This window comes from Mycetohabitans sp. B3 (genome assembly GCF_021498065.1).
Lineage (GTDB): Bacteria > Pseudomonadota > Gammaproteobacteria > Burkholderiales > Burkholderiaceae > Mycetohabitans.
On record NZ_JAHLKN010000039.1, the window covers coordinates 312,710 to 331,568 of the forward strand.

25 protein-coding genes and 2 pseudogenes are annotated in these 18,859 nt (G+C 60.6%); 23 read left to right on the plus strand and 4 right to left on the minus strand.

Features of this window, described 5'->3' with window-relative positions:
* Positions 1–13: 13 nt before the first annotated feature.
* From KQH55_RS13820 to KQH55_RS13840, 5 genes and pseudogenes are all read left to right on the plus strand, one after another.
* Positions 14–316: pseudogene (locus tag KQH55_RS13820) on the plus strand (LysB family phage lysis regulatory protein); the annotation flags it as partial.
* A complete protein-coding gene (gene lysC, locus KQH55_RS13825; RefSeq protein WP_235091392.1) occupies positions 240–503 on the plus strand; it encodes an Rz1-like lysis system protein LysC in 264 nt (87 codons plus the stop codon). The pseudogene KQH55_RS13820 and the gene lysC, both read left to right, overlap by 77 nt.
* Complete coding sequence (locus KQH55_RS13830) at positions 496–942, plus strand: phage tail protein (RefSeq protein ID WP_076796773.1); 447 nt, start codon at positions 496–498, stop codon at positions 940–942. The genes lysC and KQH55_RS13830 overlap by 8 nt, the downstream gene beginning before the upstream one ends.
* Positions 927–1,391 carry a phage virion morphogenesis protein gene (locus tag KQH55_RS13835; protein ID WP_235091478.1) on the plus strand — a complete coding sequence of 155 codons (465 nt, stop codon included), beginning with the start codon at positions 927–929 and terminating at the stop codon, positions 1,389–1,391. Before KQH55_RS13830 ends, KQH55_RS13835 begins: the two co-directional genes overlap by 16 nt.
* Positions 1,392–1,782: 391 nt before the next feature.
* On the plus strand, positions 1,783–3,033 hold the full coding sequence (locus tag KQH55_RS13840) for an F-box domain-containing protein (RefSeq protein WP_235091393.1): 1,251 nt from the start codon (positions 1,783–1,785) through the stop codon (positions 3,031–3,033).
* Positions 3,034–3,054: 21 nt separating this feature from the next.
* Here KQH55_RS13840 and KQH55_RS13845 read toward each other — a convergent pair.
* Positions 3,055–3,318, minus strand: a pseudogene (locus KQH55_RS13845) (site-specific DNA-methyltransferase); the annotation flags it as partial.
* A 139-nt stretch (positions 3,319–3,457) separates the two neighbouring features.
* On the opposite strand from KQH55_RS13845, the gene KQH55_RS13850 reads away from it, so the two are divergent.
* The 15 genes from KQH55_RS13850 (at position 3,458) to KQH55_RS13920 (ending at position 15,918) form a co-directional block, all read left to right on the plus strand.
* Positions 3,458–4,159, plus strand: a complete 702-nt coding sequence (locus tag KQH55_RS13850) for a phage baseplate assembly protein V (RefSeq protein ID WP_235091394.1) — start codon at positions 3,458–3,460, stop codon at positions 4,157–4,159.
* Positions 4,156–4,527: a GPW/gp25 family protein gene (locus tag KQH55_RS13855; protein WP_235091395.1), complete on the plus strand. Its 372-nt coding sequence runs from the start codon at positions 4,156–4,158 to the stop codon at positions 4,525–4,527. The genes KQH55_RS13850 and KQH55_RS13855 overlap by 4 nt, the downstream gene beginning before the upstream one ends.
* Positions 4,524–5,429: a baseplate J/gp47 family protein gene (locus KQH55_RS13860; protein ID WP_235091396.1), complete on the plus strand. Its 906-nt coding sequence runs from the start codon at positions 4,524–4,526 to the stop codon at positions 5,427–5,429. Before KQH55_RS13855 ends, KQH55_RS13860 begins: the two co-directional genes overlap by 4 nt.
* Positions 5,422–5,964, plus strand: a complete 543-nt coding sequence (locus KQH55_RS13865) for a phage tail protein I (RefSeq protein ID WP_235091397.1) — start codon at positions 5,422–5,424, stop codon at positions 5,962–5,964. Before KQH55_RS13860 ends, KQH55_RS13865 begins: the two co-directional genes overlap by 8 nt.
* Before the next feature lies 1 nt (position 5,965).
* Positions 5,966–7,927: a hypothetical protein gene (locus KQH55_RS13870; RefSeq protein ID WP_235091398.1), complete on the plus strand. Its 1,962-nt coding sequence runs from the start codon at positions 5,966–5,968 to the stop codon at positions 7,925–7,927.
* A gap of 14 nt (positions 7,928–7,941) precedes the next feature.
* The gene (locus tag KQH55_RS13875) at positions 7,942–8,700 is read left to right on the plus strand and encodes a tail fiber assembly protein (protein WP_235091399.1); all 759 of its coding nucleotides are present in this window, start codon (positions 7,942–7,944) and stop codon (positions 8,698–8,700) included.
* A 45-nt stretch (positions 8,701–8,745) separates the two neighbouring features.
* A complete protein-coding gene (locus KQH55_RS13880; RefSeq protein ID WP_235091400.1) occupies positions 8,746–9,918 on the plus strand; it encodes a phage tail sheath protein in 1,173 nt (390 codons plus the stop codon).
* A 15-nt stretch (positions 9,919–9,933) separates the two neighbouring features.
* Positions 9,934–10,443, plus strand: a complete 510-nt coding sequence (locus KQH55_RS13885) for a phage major tail tube protein (RefSeq protein WP_076785733.1) — start codon at positions 9,934–9,936, stop codon at positions 10,441–10,443.
* Positions 10,444–10,503: 60 nt separating this feature from the next.
* Positions 10,504–10,854: a phage tail assembly protein gene (locus KQH55_RS13890; RefSeq protein WP_235091401.1), complete on the plus strand. Its 351-nt coding sequence runs from the start codon at positions 10,504–10,506 to the stop codon at positions 10,852–10,854.
* Between the two features lie 8 nt (positions 10,855–10,862).
* Positions 10,863–10,976 (plus strand): GpE family phage tail protein, encoded by a 114-nt coding sequence (locus tag KQH55_RS13895; RefSeq protein ID WP_235091402.1) that lies wholly within the window; start codon positions 10,863–10,865, stop codon positions 10,974–10,976.
* A gap of 2 nt (positions 10,977–10,978) precedes the next feature.
* Positions 10,979–13,681 carry a phage tail tape measure protein gene (locus KQH55_RS13900; protein ID WP_235091479.1) on the plus strand — a complete coding sequence of 901 codons (2,703 nt, stop codon included), beginning with the start codon at positions 10,979–10,981 and terminating at the stop codon, positions 13,679–13,681.
* Positions 13,682–13,688: 7 nt separating this feature from the next.
* Positions 13,689–14,117 (plus strand): phage tail protein, encoded by a 429-nt coding sequence (locus KQH55_RS13905; protein ID WP_235091403.1) that lies wholly within the window; start codon positions 13,689–13,691, stop codon positions 14,115–14,117.
* The gene (locus KQH55_RS13910) at positions 14,117–15,193 is read left to right on the plus strand and encodes a phage late control D family protein (protein ID WP_235091404.1); all 1,077 of its coding nucleotides are present in this window, start codon (positions 14,117–14,119) and stop codon (positions 15,191–15,193) included. Before KQH55_RS13905 ends, KQH55_RS13910 begins: the two co-directional genes overlap by 1 nt.
* A 196-nt stretch (positions 15,194–15,389) precedes the next feature.
* On the plus strand, positions 15,390–15,671 hold the full coding sequence (locus KQH55_RS13915; protein ID WP_235091480.1) for a BrnT family toxin: 282 nt from the start codon (positions 15,390–15,392) through the stop codon (positions 15,669–15,671).
* A complete protein-coding gene (locus KQH55_RS13920) occupies positions 15,643–15,918 on the plus strand; it encodes a BrnA antitoxin family protein (protein WP_235091405.1) in 276 nt (91 codons plus the stop codon). Before KQH55_RS13915 ends, KQH55_RS13920 begins: the two co-directional genes overlap by 29 nt.
* Positions 15,919–16,143: 225 nt before the next feature.
* Here KQH55_RS13920 and KQH55_RS13925 read toward each other — a convergent pair whose 3' ends face one another.
* Positions 16,144–16,449, minus strand: a complete 306-nt coding sequence (locus KQH55_RS13925; protein WP_235091406.1) for a transcriptional regulator — start codon at positions 16,447–16,449, stop codon at positions 16,144–16,146.
* A gap of 344 nt (positions 16,450–16,793) precedes the next feature.
* Here KQH55_RS13925 and KQH55_RS13930 point away from each other — a divergent pair, with 344 nt between their 5' ends.
* Positions 16,794–16,994 (plus strand): hypothetical protein, encoded by a 201-nt coding sequence (locus KQH55_RS13930; RefSeq protein ID WP_235091407.1) that lies wholly within the window; start codon positions 16,794–16,796, stop codon positions 16,992–16,994.
* 3 nt (positions 16,995–16,997) lie between these two features.
* On the opposite strand, the gene KQH55_RS13935 is transcribed toward KQH55_RS13930, so the two are convergent.
* Both KQH55_RS13935 and KQH55_RS13940 read right to left on the minus strand, forming a co-directional pair.
* On the minus strand, positions 16,998–17,279 hold the full coding sequence (locus tag KQH55_RS13935; RefSeq protein ID WP_235091408.1) for a hypothetical protein: 282 nt from the start codon (positions 17,277–17,279) through the stop codon (positions 16,998–17,000).
* Positions 17,280–17,845: 566 nt separating this feature from the next.
* Complete coding sequence (locus KQH55_RS13940) at positions 17,846–18,355, minus strand: helix-turn-helix domain-containing protein (protein ID WP_306666091.1); 510 nt, start codon at positions 18,353–18,355, stop codon at positions 17,846–17,848.
* A 60-nt stretch (positions 18,356–18,415) separates the two neighbouring features.
* On the opposite strand from KQH55_RS13940, the gene KQH55_RS13945 reads away from it, so the two are divergent.
* The gene (locus KQH55_RS13945) at positions 18,416–18,631 is read left to right on the plus strand and encodes a hypothetical protein (RefSeq protein ID WP_235091409.1); all 216 of its coding nucleotides are present in this window, start codon (positions 18,416–18,418) and stop codon (positions 18,629–18,631) included.
* Between the two features lie 14 nt (positions 18,632–18,645).
* Positions 18,646–18,843, plus strand: coding sequence for a hypothetical protein (locus KQH55_RS13950; protein ID WP_076785744.1), 198 nt, complete (start codon positions 18,646–18,648; stop codon positions 18,841–18,843).
* Positions 18,844–18,859 lie beyond the last annotated feature (16 nt).

Genomic DNA, 18,859 nt, shown 5'->3' on the forward strand with positions numbered 1-18,859 from the left:
CGCGCTGCTGGCGATGGTTACCGAGTGGCACGTCATCGGTACACTGCGCGCGCAATTGGACGGGGCGCGCACCGCTGAGCGGCGTGCCCTCCAGATGCGCATCGAGCGTGACGCGATTATCGAGCGACTGTTGCGCGATGCACGCGAGAAGGACGCGCAGCGTGCGCAACTCGAACGCACGCGCGCGGCGATCGACACGACGCTCGCAGCCTACCAAAAGGCCTTTCGGAGATTGATCGATGACAACCAGGCCGTTCGCTCCTGGGCCGCTACTACTCTGCCTGACGATGTTGTGCGCCTGCACGCCTGCCCCGCCATTACCGGCGCCAAAGATTACACTGAACGAATGCGCACGCGTGTCACCGTGCACGATGCCGTCAATGGCGCCGCGCACGAACGGTGAATTGGCTGAGTCGCTGAGCGCGGCCCGCGCCGCGTGGGCCGCCTGTGCTGCGCAGGTTGACATGATCGTCGAGTGTCAGGTTGCCCATCGCGATGAATAAGCCAGCGAGCTTGCGCGCTGCGCTCGTGGCCGCCCTCCCGCCCTTGCAATCGGCACCCGACGCGTTGAGCGTATTCATTGACCACGGCACGCTAGTGGCCACCGGTACGCGCTCGCTATCGTTTGAGTATCGGTATGTACTGAATGTGCTGCTCCTGGACTATGCAGGCGACGCCGATGCGGTAATGGTAGCCATCATTGAATGGGTACGTGCGAACCAGCCCGATTTGGTCACCCACGCCGAGGCACGCGAGGACGGCATCACGTTCGAGGTGGATCTACTGAATCACGAAACGGCGGATCTATCGATCAAGCTTAAACTCACCGAGAGCGTCGTGGTGCGCACCGATGCGGCGGGACGACGCGTGATCGAGCATGTCGACGACACGATCAACGCAGCTGAGACGCAAACTTGGGTCGCGCCATCATGGACGAGCTAACCGCACTCGAACAGTGGGCCGGCGCGCTGCTCGCACGATTGTCACCGGCCACACGCCGCGCTGCGCTACACGACGTGGCGCGGGCGCTGCGGCAGGCGCAAAAAGCGCGCATTGCTGCACAACGCAATCCCGATGGCACCGCGTACGCGCCACGTAAGGCGCGCACCAACGCCCAGCGATTGCGCAACAAGCGCGGGCGAATTAAGCGTACGATGTTTGCGAAGTTGCGCACCGCGCGGCTAATGCGCACCGAGGTGAACAAGCATGAACTAGCCGTCGGATTCGTTGGCCGTGCCTCGCGCATCGCCCGCGTACACCAGTTCGGCGAACGCGAGCAGGTTACACCACGTGGACCGTACTACCATTATCCAGCGCGCCGGCTACTTGGCTTGACCGACGCCGAGCGAAAGCTGATTCGCGAGCGACTGCTGGCCCATATAGGTCGATAACTGGCTGCTTCTGCATGCCATGGCCCCTAGCTGGTTAACCCGTTACTTCTGCTCGACCCGCCAACGGCTGTGCGCCGTCATGGCTTAGCCTAAGGTCCTAATCGACAACGCGTGATCCGCCTAAAATCTAGCGAGTGCGGCTCATGATTATGTTTATTCGCCTGCTTTCATCTACATTACGGCGCGGCATCGCTTTGCGCTGCGTGTGTCTAACCTCTTGCTGAACTTGCGAATGGACTTCGATCTAAATGCTGCTTTAAACCATCACCAGGCCTACATCTGCGCGTTGGAAACGTGCCCGCAATCCGCCGCGTCAGCACCACCGCCATTGAAGCCGCCAAGCAGTGCCTTGACTAACACGTCAGCCAGCCGGCGCACGACATACCGCGACTTGCCAGCCGAAATTCTTCAACAAGTGGCTGATCACATGCCGGCTGACGACATCGGCAATCTGTCAACGGTGAACAGCCAGACCTATCAGGCGCTGCAAGAAAGGCGACTGAGCTGGCTCTGCCACCAACGCATTTCCCATATCAGTGCACTGAATCGCACGTCGGTACAACAGTTATTGATCGAAATTGAGCGTATTGGCACCGACTTCCTGCGCGCTGAATTGCTTCAGGCGCTGTGGCTACGGATAAAAAAACAGTACGTAGTGAAGCCCGAGGTATTCATACCGGTCTTCCAAGCCGCAGGCCGTATTCCAAAGCAAGGCTTGCAGGTACAAAAAGACATGATTAAGGGCATACGGGCGATTCCGATCCAGCACCAACGCAATATGTACAGGTTCGTATATGCAGACGCCGAACGACGCTCCCCTGAACAGGGCAGTACCTGGGGGGCGGTTGCGTCGCTGCTAGACAGCTACGTTTATGAAGCGCAGTTTGACCCACCGCAGATTGAAAGCGAATATCGGGCTTTTCTGGGCCGACTTCCCGCATTGGACACATCCGGACAAGCGGAATTGATAGCGGCATTAGCCACGCAGCTGGGAGCATTCTCAAATCGTCCCTCGCCCGAATATCCTCCTCATAGTAATGCTTTTACAAGCGCGACAATTATTGAATTATACGAAACACTGTTCCAATGGATGCAACGCTTGCCAGCGTCGCATCGGGGCGCGCCAATCGGCGAACTAGCCAATCGAGTATGGATGTTGCCAAAGGCACAAAGGCCAGTGTACCTCGCCCATCTACGGCATTTGACGCTGTCACTGCCGGATCATCAATTAGGCAGCGCGTTACACTACCTACCAGGTGCTGTAATGATGCTTCTACCACCCGATCAACATGCGCATGAGCTTTCGCTGCTCGAACCCGCCCTGCAGCGCGTGCTACCTGCGCAGCGCGATCTAGTGGTTCTCGGGCTGCTTGAAGAAACATCGCGGTTGAACGACGTGCTGTTAAAGCAGGTATGGCAGCGCGCAATGCGCTTGCTGGACGGCAGCAAGGGACCCGGCATAGCGGAAGCGTTCCACCATATCCACATATGGACTGGACTGAAACTCAATAGCCAGCAATGGGAAGCCGCAAAAACTGAAATGAAGGCCTTCTTCGCGCGTAACCAATTCGATCAGGCAACCTACAATGAGATGCTGAACTCTGATAACTATAGTTGGTTCCGCATGTATCAGACACCGTAATTGGCTTGCGGCCGCGATGCTGCACCAAAACGCCCACGCGCGCTGGTCCATATTGTCGCACTCAAAATCCTCATAGACCGCCTTTGTGCCACCGTGGATGTACTTGCGCATCGGCGGCTGTGCACGCGTGCTCGCATGCAAGCCGCCCGACGAATACGGCGGGTCAGTGAGGACCATATCAATCGACTGGTCGGGCAATTCGCGTGCAAAGTGCAGCGCGTCGCTCGAATGCAGTCGATTGACGATCTCAGACAGCGCGTTGGAACAGATAGACGTAGAACTCATGCGAATCAAGCGATAAAGCACGATGGGGCCGCATTGTCTGATCGGTGCAGGTGCCGCTGCACGATGCGCCGGCTGTGTGGGCCGCCGCGACATAGGCCAATGCGTGCACCGTGCTCGCGCGCCCGGCAACATGGGCGACATGGATGCCAACGAACTGTGTCGCCTGATCGTCAACCTGGTCCGCAAGGGCGTGGTGCTGGACGTCAATTGCGCGAGCCACCCGCCGACCTGCCGGGTGGCCGTCGGTGACGTGACCGATGCGCAGCGCGCAGGCTTGCAGACCAACTGGATTCCGTGGATGACGCTTGCGGCCGGCACCACGCGCGAGTGGCTGCCGCCCACGAAGGGTGAGCAAGTGCTGCTGCTGTGCCCGATGGGTGACCCTGCACAAGGCGTCGCGCTGCGCGGGCTGTTTTCGGACTGCGTTGACACGCCGTCGCGTGATCCGGCCGTGCACACGCGCGTGTATCCGGATGGCGCATGCGTTCGCTACGACCATGCGAGCCACACACTGAGCGCCACGTTGCCTGACGGCGCCTGTGTACAAATCGTGTCGCCCGCTTCCGTCACCGTGCACACGGGCACCGCGATCGTCAAAGCCGATTGCATCACGCTCGACGCCGAGCAAACCACTTGCACCGGCGCGCTGCTCGTTCAAGGCCCCTTCACGTTCGAATCGGGTATGACGGGGCAGGGCGACCAAGACAGCGGATCCGGCGCGACGATGACCATCGATGGACAAGCGCACTTCACCGGCGACGTCACGTCACAAGGCGTGAGTCTGCCACGCCACACGCACCGCGATCAGGGCGACGGGCAACTGGTGAGCGCGCCGCAATGAAAGGCATGAACGCGACCACGGGACGCACCGTCATCGGCTTAGCCCACCTGTACCAGTCGATTGCGCGCATCATCACCACGCCGCTGGGCACGTGTCTTCAGCGCCGCACATTCGGCTCGGACGTACCAGAACACGTTGACGCGCCCAACAACGGCACGACGCGCACGCGGCTGTACGCGGCGATTGCCACCGCACTGATGCGTTGGGAGCCACGACTAATCCTCACGCGCGTGCAGCTAAGCGGCGAGCCTGCCGAAATGCGAGCGGGCAGGCAGATGGTCGATATTGAAGGCATGACGGCCGAGACCGGCGAAGCGTTCAGTGTGCGTGTGCCGATGTCCGCTTCGGGTTCGGAGCGCCGCGCATGAGCACCACCCCGATTGACCTGTCGCAGCTGCCCGCGCCCGATGTCATCGAGCCGCTCGATTACGAGACGCTGCTCGCGCAACGCAAGGCGCGGCTGATTGCGCTGTACCCGCCCGACGAACAAGCACAGGTTGCCGCGACGCTCGCGCTCGAGTCCGAGCCGATGGTCAAGCTGTTGCAGGAAAGCGCGTACCGTGAACTGATACTGCGCCAGCGCGTGAACGATGCGGCGCGCGCGCTGCTGCTCGCGTACGCGACCGGTGCCACGTTAGACCACTTGGGTGCACTGTTCGATGTCAAGCGGCTGCTCATTTCCGCCGGCGACCCTCCAGCCGGCCGCGATCCGGTGTATGAGGATTGCGACGATTACCGCGAGCGTATCCAACTGGCGCCGCGCGGTTTTTCAGTGGCCGGCCCGCTTGATGCGTACGTTTTCCACGCGCGCTCGGCCGATGGCCGCGTGCTGTCAGCCGACGCGTACAGCCCGTCGCCGTGCGTGATGGTCGTCACCATTCTGTCGCGCGAAGGTGACGGTACGGCCAGCGACGCGCTGCTGGCCGTCGTGCGCGACGCGCTGGAGAAGAAACGCCCACAAACGGATGAAGTGATCGTGCGCAGCGCCAAGATTGTCCCTTACACGATTCGCGCGACGCTGAAATTCTTTAGTGGCCCAGACCGCGCGGTGGCCCTCGCAGAAGCGAACCGGCGCACCGCGCAATTCGCGCGCGACATGCATCGCATCGGCCGTGAGGTCACGAAAGATGGGTTGTATGCGTCAATGCGGGTGGCCGGTGTGCAGAAAGTGTTGCTCGACACCCCCGCTGACGGCGTAGCGGTGGCCCGCGACGAAGCGGCCTATTGCACCGGCATTGAGCTCATCGACGGTGGGGTGGCCAATGAGTGAGCTGCTGCCACCGAGTGCGACGCGACTGGAGCGGCGTCTTGCCACCACGAATGCACGCCTGTCGGACATCGCAGTGCCGCTGAGCACGCTGATGAACGCCGACGCGGTGCCGCTCTCGTTACTGCCGTGGCTGGCGTGGCACCTGGGTGTTGACACGTGGAAGGACTATTGGCCCGAATCGGTCAAACGCGCGCGTGTAAGTGCTGCGATTCGCATCGCCCGCCAAAAAGGCACGGCCGAAGCCGTGCGGCAAGTGTGCGCGTCGTTTGGCGCGCATGTCGCGATGCGTGAATGGTTCGAGCAAACCCCGCGGGGCAAGCCCGGCACGTTCGAGATTGTCATGACCGTGGGCGAGCGCAGCGACCTGCCCTGCACGGCACAGTACGTGGCCGACATCATCGCCGAAGTGGATCGCGTCAAGCGCGGCAGCGCGCACTACACGTTCACGCAGCACACGGTGCGCGCCGGAACCATGGTCGTGGTCGCAGCGACCCGCATTGGGCTGTACCGGCGTCTTTTTCTCTCGGATGTTTGACATGACAGGCACGCTTATTACGGTCGCCGACGCGTTTCGCGCTGCACTGATCGCGCCCGGCCACACGGGCACCACGGCGCACCGGGTCACGCACATTGGCTTGTGCACCGCGTCGTTTGATGCGTCGAACCGGTCACTGACGCAGCTGCCCTATGAACTTAAGCGTATTGATACGTTTGGCGGGCAACTGATCGACGCGACGACGATCCACATCACGATGCACGACGACTCGCCCGATCAGTATGCGCTGTACGGGTTCGGGCTCTACCTTGAGGATGGCACGCTCGCCGCGTATTACAGTCAACCGGTCGGGCACGGCCCGATCATGGAAAAATCCGCAGCCGCCACGCTGCTGCTGTCCACTGATATCCGCTTCGTAACGATTGATGCGGCCACGCTCGAGTTTGGACCGGCGTCATTCTTAAACCCGCCGGCGACGACTGACGCGCGCGGGGTGGTCGAGCTTGCGACACAGGCCGAAGTCAACGCCGGCAAAGATGACTCGCGGGTGCTCACGCCGCGCACCGCCGCGCGTCGCTATGCCCCGCGCGATTGGGTGCTCACGCATGCGCTACCACTGCGGGGGGAACTTGATGCGCATGCGGACCTGAACACGCTCGTTACCTCGGGCATCTATCATCAAACGTATCAGGCTGGACACGCGGCGGCCTCCTTAAATTACCCCATCCCGGTGCCAGGCCGGCTGCAAGTGTATGCGGCCGGGCGCACCGTGTACCAAACCTATTCGCTGTTTAACAGCAGTGTGCATTACACGCGCGTGCGCTACAACGGCTTATGGGGCACGTGGCGACGCCTATTGGATGATTCCTCTGACGTGCTGGTCAACGGCATCGGCGCGTTTTATGGCGCGCTCACCGACCTGCCCACGCCGCGCGCGGGCGTGATAGTGGGCGCCAACAGCGGGGGACGCATTGCCTTTCACTGTCCGCACGCGCCAACAGACCAGCAGGTCTGGGACGTGAAGACGAGCACAAATGCGTTCGACGCGCGCCTACTTGACGACACCGGGGCCACGGTCCGCCCTTGGCTAACGGTCAATCGTACGGGCACGAGCGTCACGACAGTGCAGCTCGCACGCAGCGGCGGACGCGTGTTGATCGGCGAAGGCGCCACCGACGACGGGGCGAGCACGCTGCAAGTGGCCGGCACCGTAACCGCCGCCACCCCACCGACAGGGGACATGTCACACAAGCTCGCGACAACGCAGTTTGTCGCCAACGCGATCCGTGAGGCGTCCATCGGTCAAATCATCATCGAGGCGCGCACCACCGTGCGGGCGGGCTGCCTGAAACTGGCGGGCGTGCTCATTCGCCGCGACGATTATCCAGAGCTGTGGGCCTATGCGCAGTTTTGCGGTGAACTCGTATCCGAGGAAGCCTGGCCCGATCACCCGGGATGCTTTTCGAGGGGCGACGGTAAGACGACGTTTCGGATCCCCGAGGTGCGCGGTGAGCACCTGCGCTTTTGGGATGACGGGCGCGGCGTCGATCCGGGCCGCGGCATCGGCACGTGGCAGGACAGCCAGAACCGCCGACACGCCCACCTGGCAAAAGCCGCGTGGGCTGGCGAACATCACCATACTGGGCTGACCGATGAACAAGGCGACCATCAGCATGGCGGCCACGCCCACCCTGTGGGCGACCACCAACACATTTCGCCGTGGGGTGAAAACCACCCTGGGTATAACCCACCCTGGGGACATCATGGCAGCAATAATCTACCCGGCGCACACCATCACGACGTCGACAACGTATGGGGCATGACCAGCCCGAGCGGCGGGCATGACCACAGTTTGCATATCGACCCCGCAGGTCAGCACCGCCATACCGTGCACCTTGACGCAGACGGCATACATACCCATGACGTGATCATTAATCACGACGGCGGCAAGGAAGCACGCCCGTGCAACATCGCGCTGCTCGCGATGATCCGCGCCTACTAATTCGGTTACCTCTTATGCTGATCCACCAATACGACCACCAAACCGGCCAATACGTCAGCAGCCGCCTCGCTGACCCGGACCCGATCAATCCAACCCGTTGGCTCATCCCCTCTTGCTGCACCGACGTGCCACTGCCGCAGCGCCAGCGCAATCAATGGCCATTTTTCCGCGACGGTGCATGGGTGCTGCTGCCCGACTTTCGCGGCCAGCGCTTGTTCCGCAAAGTCAATGGCGCGGCGGCGGAAATCCTTGCCCCCGGTATCACCGCCGACGACGCGGGACTCACGCCGATTCCGTGCCCCGGTGACGAGTACATGTGGACAGACGACGGCTGGCGCATCGATCCGCGCATCGTCGCGCAGCGCGAGCGCGACGCGGCAATGCGCGAGTTCGACCGACGCATGAGCGAGGCGCAGGCGGCCAACGCGGGTAAAGCCGATGCGTATGCGGCAGGCCTGCTGTCCGACGAGCAGGTAGCGCTCTTTAAGGCGTGGAGCCATTACCAGATGGAACTCGCCTGCGTCGTGAATGCCGCCGACTTTCCGACCCACGTCCAATGGCCAGCGCCCCCGGATGAACAGGCCATTGTCACCAAAGCGCTATCGAAGCGCGTGCTCTCGCAGGTGCACGAGCAAAAAGCACATCGCGCGTCACGCTACGCCGCGCAACATGCCGCCGTGCAACACGCCGATGACGCGTCGCTCGATGACGAGCCGGTGCCCGAACTCGATACGGACACCGCCTCCACGCCCGATGTCTCCGACAGCGAATAGCCGACCATCGTTACCCCATGACCTGCCACCGAAGGAGTGTTTAACATGCCGCAGGACTACCACCACGGCGTGCGCGTCGTTGAAATCAACGAAGGCACGCGCCCAATTCGCGTTATATCGACGGCGATCGTCGGCGTTGTCGCTACCGCCGACGATGCCGATGAGGCGACGTTCCCGCTCGACACACCGGTGCTTATCACCCACGTCGCATCGGCGCTGGGTCAAGCCGGCGAGTGCGGCACGCTGCGCAAGACGCTCGTCGCCATCAGCCAGCAAGCTCAGCCCATCACGATTGTCGTGCGGGTAGCCGAAGGCGACGACGAAGCAGAAACCACCAGCCATGTGATCGGTACGGTAACCGACGATGGCCAGTACACCGGCATGAAGGCGCTGCTCGCCGCGCAAGCGAAGTTCGGCATCCAGCCGCGCATATTGGCCGCACCGGGCTTGGATACCGCACCGGTGGCGGCCGCCTTGGGCTCGATCGCGCAGGCGCTGCGCGGCTTTGCGTATGTGTCGGCCCACGGATGCAAAACAAAGCAGGAAGCGGTCGCATACCGTCGGCAATTGAGCCAGCGCGAGTTGATGGTGATCTGGCCGGATTTTCTGGCCTGGGACGACACAGTGAACGCCACGGTCGTGGTCCCAGCCACCGCCTACGCGGTTGGACTGCGCGCAAAGATCGACAATGATATCGGCTGGCACAAGACGCTGTCTAACGTCGCCGTCAATGGCGTCACCGGTATCAGCTGCGACGTGTTTTGGGACCTTCAAGACCCAGCGACCGACGCTGGCTACCTGAACGAGCACGAGGTCACCACGCTGATCAACCGCAACGGGTTCCGGTTCTGGGGCTCGCGCACGTGTTCGGACGATCCGCTGTTCGCGTTTGAAAACTACACGCGCACCGCGCAAGTGGTCAAAGACTCGATTGCGCAAGCACAGATGCCGGTGGTCGATGGCCCGCTCAATCCATCGTTGCCGCGCGACATGATCGAGAGTATCAACGGCTGGTTCCGCGCGCAGCGCGCCGCCGGCTATCTCGTGGGCGGCACATCCTGGTTTGATCCTGAGCCGAACACGGCCGCCGTGCTTAAGGCCGGCAAAGCGTATATCGACTACGACTATACGCCGGTGCCGCCACTGGAGAACCTGATGCTACGCCAACGCATCACCGATCGGTATCTGGCCGATTTCGCCGCGCGCGTGGCAGCCTAATAGGAGGGATCGACGATGGGAATGCCCCGAAAACTTAAAGGCTTTAACCTCTTTCACAACGGCACGAACTTCGTGGGCCAAGTGGAAGAGATCACGCTGCCCAAGCTCAAGCGCAAGATGGAGCCGTGGCAAGGCAGCGGCATGAGCGGCCCGGTCAAGATCGACTTTGGCAATGAAGAAATCCAGCTCGAATGGACATGCGGCGGCTTGATGGTCGAAGTGCTCGAACAATACGGCGCGATGCAGCACGACGGCGTGCTGCTGCGCTTTGCGGGCGGCTATCAACGCGAGGACAGCACGGACTACGACTCGGTCGAAATCGTCGTCAAGGGGCGTCACGAGGAAATCGACTTTGGCAGCGCGAAGGCCAAGGAAGACACTCAGTTCAAGGTGACGACCAACGCGAGCTACTACAAGCTATCCGTAAACGGGCGCGAGCTTATCGAGTTGGATTTCATCAACATGGCCGAGCGCATCAACGGTATCGACCTGGCAAGCGGGCTGAGTCAAGCGATCGGCCTCTAACACACTGCCCACGCTACGCATGGGCCACGCATTCGATCTCACCACCGACCCGACACGATCATGACCGAAATCAACACCACGAACACCAGGGCGAGCGCCACCGAGCTTGAAGCGAGCGCGCAGCACACGCACACCTTTGACACGCCGATCAAGCGCGGTGAACAAAGCCTCACGCAGGTCACCCTGCACAAGCCGACGGCCGGCGCGCTGCGCGGCACGGCGCTCACCGCGCTCGTGAATCTGGACGTGGACGCGTTGCGCAAGGTGCTGCCGCGCATTAGCACGCCGACGTTGACCGAGATGGACGTGGTCAATATGGACCCGGCCGACCTTGTGGCACTGGGGGGGATGTTCGCCGGTTTTTTGATGCCCAAGGCGCTGAAAGCGAGCATGGAATCGCCGAGCGCGTAGAAGACGCGATGGCCGACATCGCGACAGTCTTTGGTTGGGCGCCGCGCGACATGGACGGCTTGAGCCTTGCCGAGTTGATGGACTGGCGCGAGCGCGCCCGGATACGTAGCCAATACCCGTGACGATGGACAACGCGCTCAAACTACGGGTCATGTTCGACATGATCGACAATTGCACCCGGCCCCTGAAAACCCTACTCAACAGCACTCAGGGGCTCGCGCAGTCGCTCAAGCACACGCGCGCTGAGCTGGCTGAGCTGGGCAAGCAGCACAAGGCGGTGGCGTCGTTTCGCCAGATGCGCACGACTCTAGCTGCGACCGCGTCAAAGCTCAATCAAGCGCGGGCGCGCGCCCAAAGCCTGGCGGCTTCGTTGCACGCGTTTGGCCCACCGTCGCGCCAGATGATTGCTGACTTCGAAGCCGCGAAGCGGGCCGCGGCGCGGCTATCTGGCGAGCACGCCAAACAGTCAGCACGCGTGCGCGAGTTGCGCGGCGAACTCGCCAGCACAGGCATTCACACGCGCAACCTTGCTCAGCATGAGCGGGCGTTGCGCGCGAGCATCGCGTCCACAACCGCGGCGATGCACTCGCAGACGCGCCAGCTCGAAGCCATCGCCGAGCGCGAGAAGCAGCTGGGTGCAGCGCGTGGCAAGATGCATGCGCTGCAAAGCGCGGCTGGCGGCATGGCGATCGGTGGCTACGCCGCGCGCGCCACGGGCGCACCGATGCTGGGCGGGCTGCGCCAAGCCCTGGGCGAAACGAAGAGCGTCCAGACCGAGCGCGCGCGTATCATGGCGCTAGGCCTGGGCGAGCAGGCGACACAGGACGCCGAGCAGTACGTGCGCTCGATGAAGATGATGGGCGTCAGCACGTCGGAGAACATGACGCTGATGCGCGATGCGCTATCGATCTTCGCAGACGAGCACCACGCGCAGATGGCGCTGCCAACGCTGGCAAAAATGAAGTTTGCCAATGAGGCGATGTTCGGAGCCGAAGATGCGCACGCGAATGAAGCGCAGTTCATGAACATGCTCAAAGTCATCGAACTGCGCGGCGGCACCAAGGATCAAGCGACATTCGAGCGCGAAGCCAACTACGTGCAGAAAGTGTTGTCGGCCACCGGCGGGCGCGTCGGTGGCGATGAGTGGCGCAACGTCATCCAGCGTGGCGGCGTCGCCGCAAAACAGATGCGCCCGGACGCGTTCTATTACCAGCTCGAACCGCTCACTCAAGAAATGGGCGGCGATTCGGTCGGTCAAGCGCTCATGTCGGGCTACCAAAACCTGATCGAAGGGCGCACAACAGTGCGCGCGTCGCGCAAGCTGATGTCGCTGGGACTGCTCGATCAGCACAAAGTCGAGTACGACCCGCTCGGCCGTGTCAAGGCGTTCTCAGACGGCGCGCTGCTCAATTCGCAGCAATTCAAGGCGTCGCCCTTCGAATGGCTGGAGCAAACGCTGCTGCCGGCGCTGGAAAAAAAGGGCATCACCGAAGAAAAGCAGGTATTGAGCGTGATCGGCTCAATTTTTACGAACCGTAGCGCAGCCAACCTGTACTCAACGATGTACCTGCAGCGCGCCCAAATTCATAAAAGCGCGAAGCTCAGCCAGGGCGCGTATGGCATCGAGGACATGCACCAGCTCGCTCAAGCGCAAACAAGCGGCAAGGAGCTAGACGCCTACGCGAAGCTGCGTGATCTTAAAAACGAGATCGGCGAGCGTGTCGCACCGATGTACAACGCTGCGCTGGACAAGACGCGAGAACTTGCCGACAAGCTACTAAAGACAATCCAAGCGCACCCAGAAGCGACGAAAGTGGTCGTCGCGCTGGCGGCGGGCCTGGCCGCACTGCTCGCCGTCGTCGGCACGTTCGCGATCGTGCTCGCCGGAGTACTGGGGCCGCTGGCTGTCGTGCGGTTCAGCCTGACCACGCTGGGTATCCAAGCTGGGGTACTACGCACCGTCTTCGGCGCACTGGCGTCTTTGCTACGCAGCGCGCTGGTGCAAGGCGCTGCCGTGGCGTCACGAGCCTTCGCCCTGCTGGGGCGGGCCATCCTGGTGCTTGGCCGCGTCGCGCACGCGCACCCGTTACTCGCCATCCTCTCACTGATCGCCACCGCGGCCTTCTTGATCTGGCAAAACTGGGACACGCTTGGGCCGAAATTCGCGGCGCTATGGCAGACGATCAAGGGCGCATTCGGTGCGGCTTTCGATTGGATTCAGTCGAAATGGGACGCAATGCTCGACTGGGTGAAATCGAAGTTAGGCGGCATGGGCGCTTGGTTCGGCGATATCGGTGCGCGCTTGACGGAAATCGGGGCACACTTGATTGACGGGCTGGTCGGCGGTATTACCAGCCGGCTAGGTAAAGTGCGAGACGCGATTGCGAGCGTGGCCACGAGCACGGTTAAATGGTTTAAGGACAAGCTCGGCATCCATAGCCCGAGCCGTGTGTTCGCGACGCTCGGTGGCTTTGTCAGCGAAGGCGCGGCGCTTGGCATGCAAGGGAAGCAGCGACACGTCGCAAAAGCTGCACTTAGCCTCGCAACCACCGCCGTCGCGTCGTTTGGCACGCCCGTGCTGTCGGTAGACACGGCGCTCGCCAAGCCGCTCGTGTCGCCCACTGTGCCCATCGACAGCCGGCCGCCGCTCGCGAAGGCCTCGGCAGCGCAGACGCCAGCGTCGCCACAGCCGGCATCACACGTGACTATCAACATTTACGCACAGCCGGGACAAGACGCGCAGGCGATCGCACGCGCCGTCGAAGCAGCGCTCGAACGTCGCGAGCGGGCCAAGCAAGCGCGCGCCGGCTCGCGCCTTTCCGATTGACTCGATCATGCTGATGTCCCTTGACCAGTTCGTCTTTAGCCTATCGAGTGCACCGTTTCACGAATTGCAGCGGCGGCGCACGTGGAAGCATCGGACTAGCTCGCGCGTCGGGGCGCGCGACGCGCGCCAATTCACCGGCACAGGCGAGGACACGATCACGCTCAACGGGCTCGTGGCGCCCGAGATGATCGGCACCATCGCGTCGATTCGCGAACTCGCGGCCATGGCCCATACCGGCGACGCTTACGCGCTGGTTGACGGCGCCGGCCATGTCTACGGCGCATACGTGATCGCCGCACTCGATGAGACGCAGACGTACCATGCCGCCGATGGCACACCGCGCAAGATCGAATTCAGGCTGACGCTCGAGCGCGTCGACGATGACGCGCTGCGCGTGCAGCGCGGTTGGACAACGCGGCAACTAGGCAGATTCTGATGACGGCGTCGTCGAGCAGACACACGCCGCGCATTGCGCGTGTTCATCCGCAACCCGACTATCGGATCTCGCTAGACGAGCGTGACCTGTCGCGTCGCCTTATGCCACGGCTCGTGTCGCTGTGTCTGTCGGAGTCGCGATCGGACGAAGCCGACACAATCGACCTCGTGCTTGACGACTCAAAAAACGACCTGGCGATCCCCAACCGCGGCGCGCGGATTAAGGTGGCGCTCGGATGGGTAGGCGAGCCGCTGATCGACAAAGGCAGCTTCGTGGTGAACGAAGTCGAGCACAGCGGCAGCCCCGACATCCTCACTGTCCGTGCACGTTCTGCGGCGATGACTAGCGGCATGCAGGAGCGGCGTGAGAAAAGCTGGCACCGACAGACAATCGGCTCGATCGTGCGCACGATCGCCGCGCGCTACGCGCTGACCCCGGCGGTCGGCGACGCGCTCGCGAAAACCTTGATCGAGCACATTGATCAGACGCACGAATCAGACATGTCGTTTCTCACGCGCTTGGCCAAGCGCTATGACGCGGTGATGAACGTCAAAGACCTGCACTTGCTGTTCATGCCGATCGGCAGCGGGCACACGGCAAGCGGCAAGCCGCTCGCCGTGCTTGAACTGACGCGCGCCAGTGGCGACAGCCATCGCTACCACGTGTCCGAGCGCGAGAACTACGCGGCCGTGCGGGCGCACTACCATTTAAACGGGCGCGCAAAGCGCCAGTCCGTGATCGTCGGTGGCCAAAACAACAAGAACGTTAAGGTGCTGCCCGAGGAGTACGCAACGCAAGCGGAAGCACGCGCGGCAGCGCAAGCCGAGTTTAACCGGATGCAGCGCAGTCAGGCGACGTTAAGCTATACACTGGCGCACGGCCGCGCCGAGCTATTCCCCGAGATGCCCGTCACGGTGTCAGGCTTTAAACCGGAAATCGACGAAACGCCCTGGCTGGTGAAGCAGGCCCTGCACACCATCGGCGAAGGGGGATTTACCACCGCGCTTGAACTGGAGGTGCGCGGCGATCCCACCACCGACCGGCACCGATCGCATTTCCGCAAAGGCCAGCGCTAGCCACGGGCGCAGAAAACCGTCCTTAGCGCGGCAACGAAGGCGCTGAGCGGGATATCAGCTTTTGATGAAGTCATGCGAATCAGATTCGAGCACGTGTAGGAAATCCCATCCAGAGCACGCACCCAAATATCTCCCCTGGAATTCGTAACCACAAAAACCTGTTGCGCCAGACGGTTTTCGTTACTACAATAATTTGATGAAGGCCATCTTTGACCCCGCGAAAAATGAAGTCAACAAGTGCAAACACGGTGTTTCGATGGAGCTGGCAGACGCTATCGATTGGTCAATGGTCTGGTGTTTCGCCGACGATCGTGCCGACTACGGCGAGTTGCGCGAGATTGGTTATGTGGTAATCAACGAGCGCCTTTACTGCGTGGTGTTTACGCAGCGCGGCGACACGTTTCGCGTGATCAGTCTTCGCAAAGCCAATAACCGGGAGATTAGCCGCTATGAACAAGCAACCGAAGTTGATTCGTAATACTGCAGAGGAAGAAGCTGCGATCGAACGTGGCATTGCCGCTGACCCCGACACGTTCGTGCCCACCGACGAACAATTTGCGCAGATGAAGCGACGTGGCGGACGGCCGAAACTGGAACAGCCCAAAATCGCTGTGACGGTTCGTTACGACGCGGACGTGCTCCAGCAGTTTCGGGCGAGCGGCGACGGCTGGCAAACTCGTATGAACAATGCGCTGCGCGAGTGGCTTAAAACGCACCCAGTCTGAGGTAGCGTGGTGCGCTTTGCACGCATCGGCGTGCGTGCGTCGGCGCGCGCACGCGGCAGACAGCAGCAGAACTGTAAACTGTCCTTACTTTCTTTATGCTGTGAGCCAGCTGTATCGCGACAGCTGGATGCGGAAGTGCAAAAGTCATCGCATGCCGCGCGTCCGCTCTTAACCGAACCTGAACCAATCCCGGAAGTCGATAGCCCTATATCCATAAAGGCAACGCTACTTATTTTTTGCTTTAGCTGCCCGCTCGCGACGCAAGCGCTCGATTTCCAATTTCGCCCGTTCGACGTTCTCAGCAGTACGTTGATCAAGCACCGCACGGCGGTTCTCTGCTAGACGCTTGGCGCGTCGCGGCGTCGCCGTCTGAAGCATCAAACCCGTGTAAAAACAGCTCAGCAGAAATGCGTGGATCGACGCTTTTCCTGCTTCGTTGAGCTGCCGATACAACGCAAGCACTTCGGCTTCGTCAGCGTCGCTCTGCCCAACCTTCCCGTCTTCAGCTTGGTGCCGCTCACCGGTCAGCACGTAACAGATGTCGACGCCTATCTCGCGAACAGCCAAGAAGTAATCAGCATCGGGTGAACGCTTGTCCGCTTCGTACGCGGATTGCGAGCGTCTCGCGACCCCGCCAACAGACGCAAACTCGTCCTGACTGAGCCCGATCCGCAAACGCTCGTCTCGCAAGCGACTGCCTACTTGTGACATAAATTACCCATTATTTATGAATTTTTTCAGCTCATTGCACTAGCCTTGCATATCGCAAGACTATCGTTGAAGTATACTGATCATGACTCACGCCACAGGCCCACGCCGCTCGCCGCGGCCACGGGCGCAGAAAACCGCCCTTAGCGCAGCAACGAAGACGCTGAGTGGGACATCAGCTTTTTGATGAAGCCGTGCGGATTGACTTCGAGCGCGCGCAGAAAATTGAACAGCTCAATCACATCGAGCCGGCGACTACCGCTTTCGACCTCAAAGACGAAACCTTGTGGGCGGTCAAGCCGGCCTGCGATGTCTTGCGACCTGTGAGGAATTCACAGTACCGCTTGCATTACCACAACTCAGCTTAATTATTAATCAACGCCTTTATTCGCATCGCGAGAGGTCCGCAGCAACCGCCCTTCATCTTCTGCTATCAGCGCCGCGCGCGCCACGTGCAAATACGTGACCGCTTGGAGTGCTGTTTCAAGGGCAAGAGTCGTAAGCTCCATCGCATCGTCAATCGCGTTGCGAGCCTCCAGACGCGTATCAGCGGTCGAGTCTGTACGAGGCTCAGTTAACACCCTTTTCCGGCGAGCACCAGCATCACTCTCCGCCGCAGCCGCCGCGCCGATCATACCGTCAATTTGCTTCATATCGGTGTACATATTTTGGACCTTTACTTACACGTTCACCATCTAGCATCGCTTCAAGGCGTAAGCATGCCCCATAAATTGCAATGCTAACTAACTGCCGAGTTGAATCGGCGAGTAAACTGTAACGGCCCCATATCATTTGTCGTACTATGTCGCGTTTGAAAGTGTATGTAGGTGGCGCTTCTAGCATAGGACTTTGGTTTGTGCCGTACACTCAAGACAGAATGCCTGAAAGTATTAAGGCATGAATCGTCTATCAGCGGCATAGCAGCGCGATATCGGCACATACGTAGCAAAACTTTAAGCTTCGCGTAACCAACACTGAGTTCGTGCAGCGCTGCAATAATCGCTAGTCGCACTAAATTACTTTGCCTGTCGTACACGCTGCAATCACACTGTGCCAATGCGCGCCATCGCATGGCTAGTGTGTCGAGCAATACGCAAAGCGTTCAATCTCTGAGCGCTTTGCACTATTGCTATGCGCATCAATAGCCCATATGCAGCGGTGCTATATAGCATCGAGGCTCAGGACGCACAATCGTCCTCCAATAATCACGAACAACAATTCAACCTTTTTTTGTCTTCGCGGCCCGCTCTTTACGTTGTCGCTCGATCTCAGCCATTGCACGCTCAACATTTTCTGCCATGCGCTGATCAAGGGCTGCCCGCCGGTTTTCGGCTAGGCGTTTAACTCGTCTATCGGGCGAGGTTGGGTCGGCGTCAAGCGTCATTGATCCGGTACGGACGCAACTAGAAATAAAGGTCTGAACTGCGGCTTTTCCCGCTTCGTTCAGCTTTCGATAGCCATCAACGACTTCGCTTTCGTCTTCGATAAGTGATGAACAGCTTACCTCGCCCGTCAGTACATACCAAATATCAACACCTACTTCGCGCAACGCGAGCAGGTACCGCGCATCCGGCACACTGACTTCCGCTTCGTAATTGAGCTGAGTTTTGTGTTTCAGCCCACCTAGCGCCGCAAATTCTGGCTGACTTAGACCCAACCTCATCCGCTCGCTACGTAATCGCTTCCCTATTCCATCCATTAAAATTCCATCAAACGTATTGACATCCATAAAAATGGACGTCAAACTGGGCTGACCGTAACGCAAGAGTAACCATAAAGTATACCGACCATGACTATCACCACAGGCCCACGCCGCACGCCACGCGGCATGCTATCGGGCAGTTTCGTCTACGTCGGATTGACGTCCGCCGAACGCGCCGAACTCGAACAAATCGCCGCAGACCACCACCGCTCGATTTCGAGCATGGCGCGCGAACTCATTTCCGTCGGCAAACGCCATTTCAATGCCGCTTCCACCCCATCTCAAACCCCCGTTCGCAGTTGAATTGAGGAGCACACATGTACCCCGATCCAAAACGCGTTCGCAACCACAAACACACCATTCGCTTCGACGACTACGAACAGGCGCTGCTGCTCGCCCTGGCGAACTACCAAGGTGAGCAGCTTGCGGTGATGATCCGCGAAATGGCCATGCGCGAAGCCGCAGCACTGCTGGCTGAACGCCAAGCCTCCATTTTTGACCACGCCAGTGCCTAAGCGAAGGCACTCAACC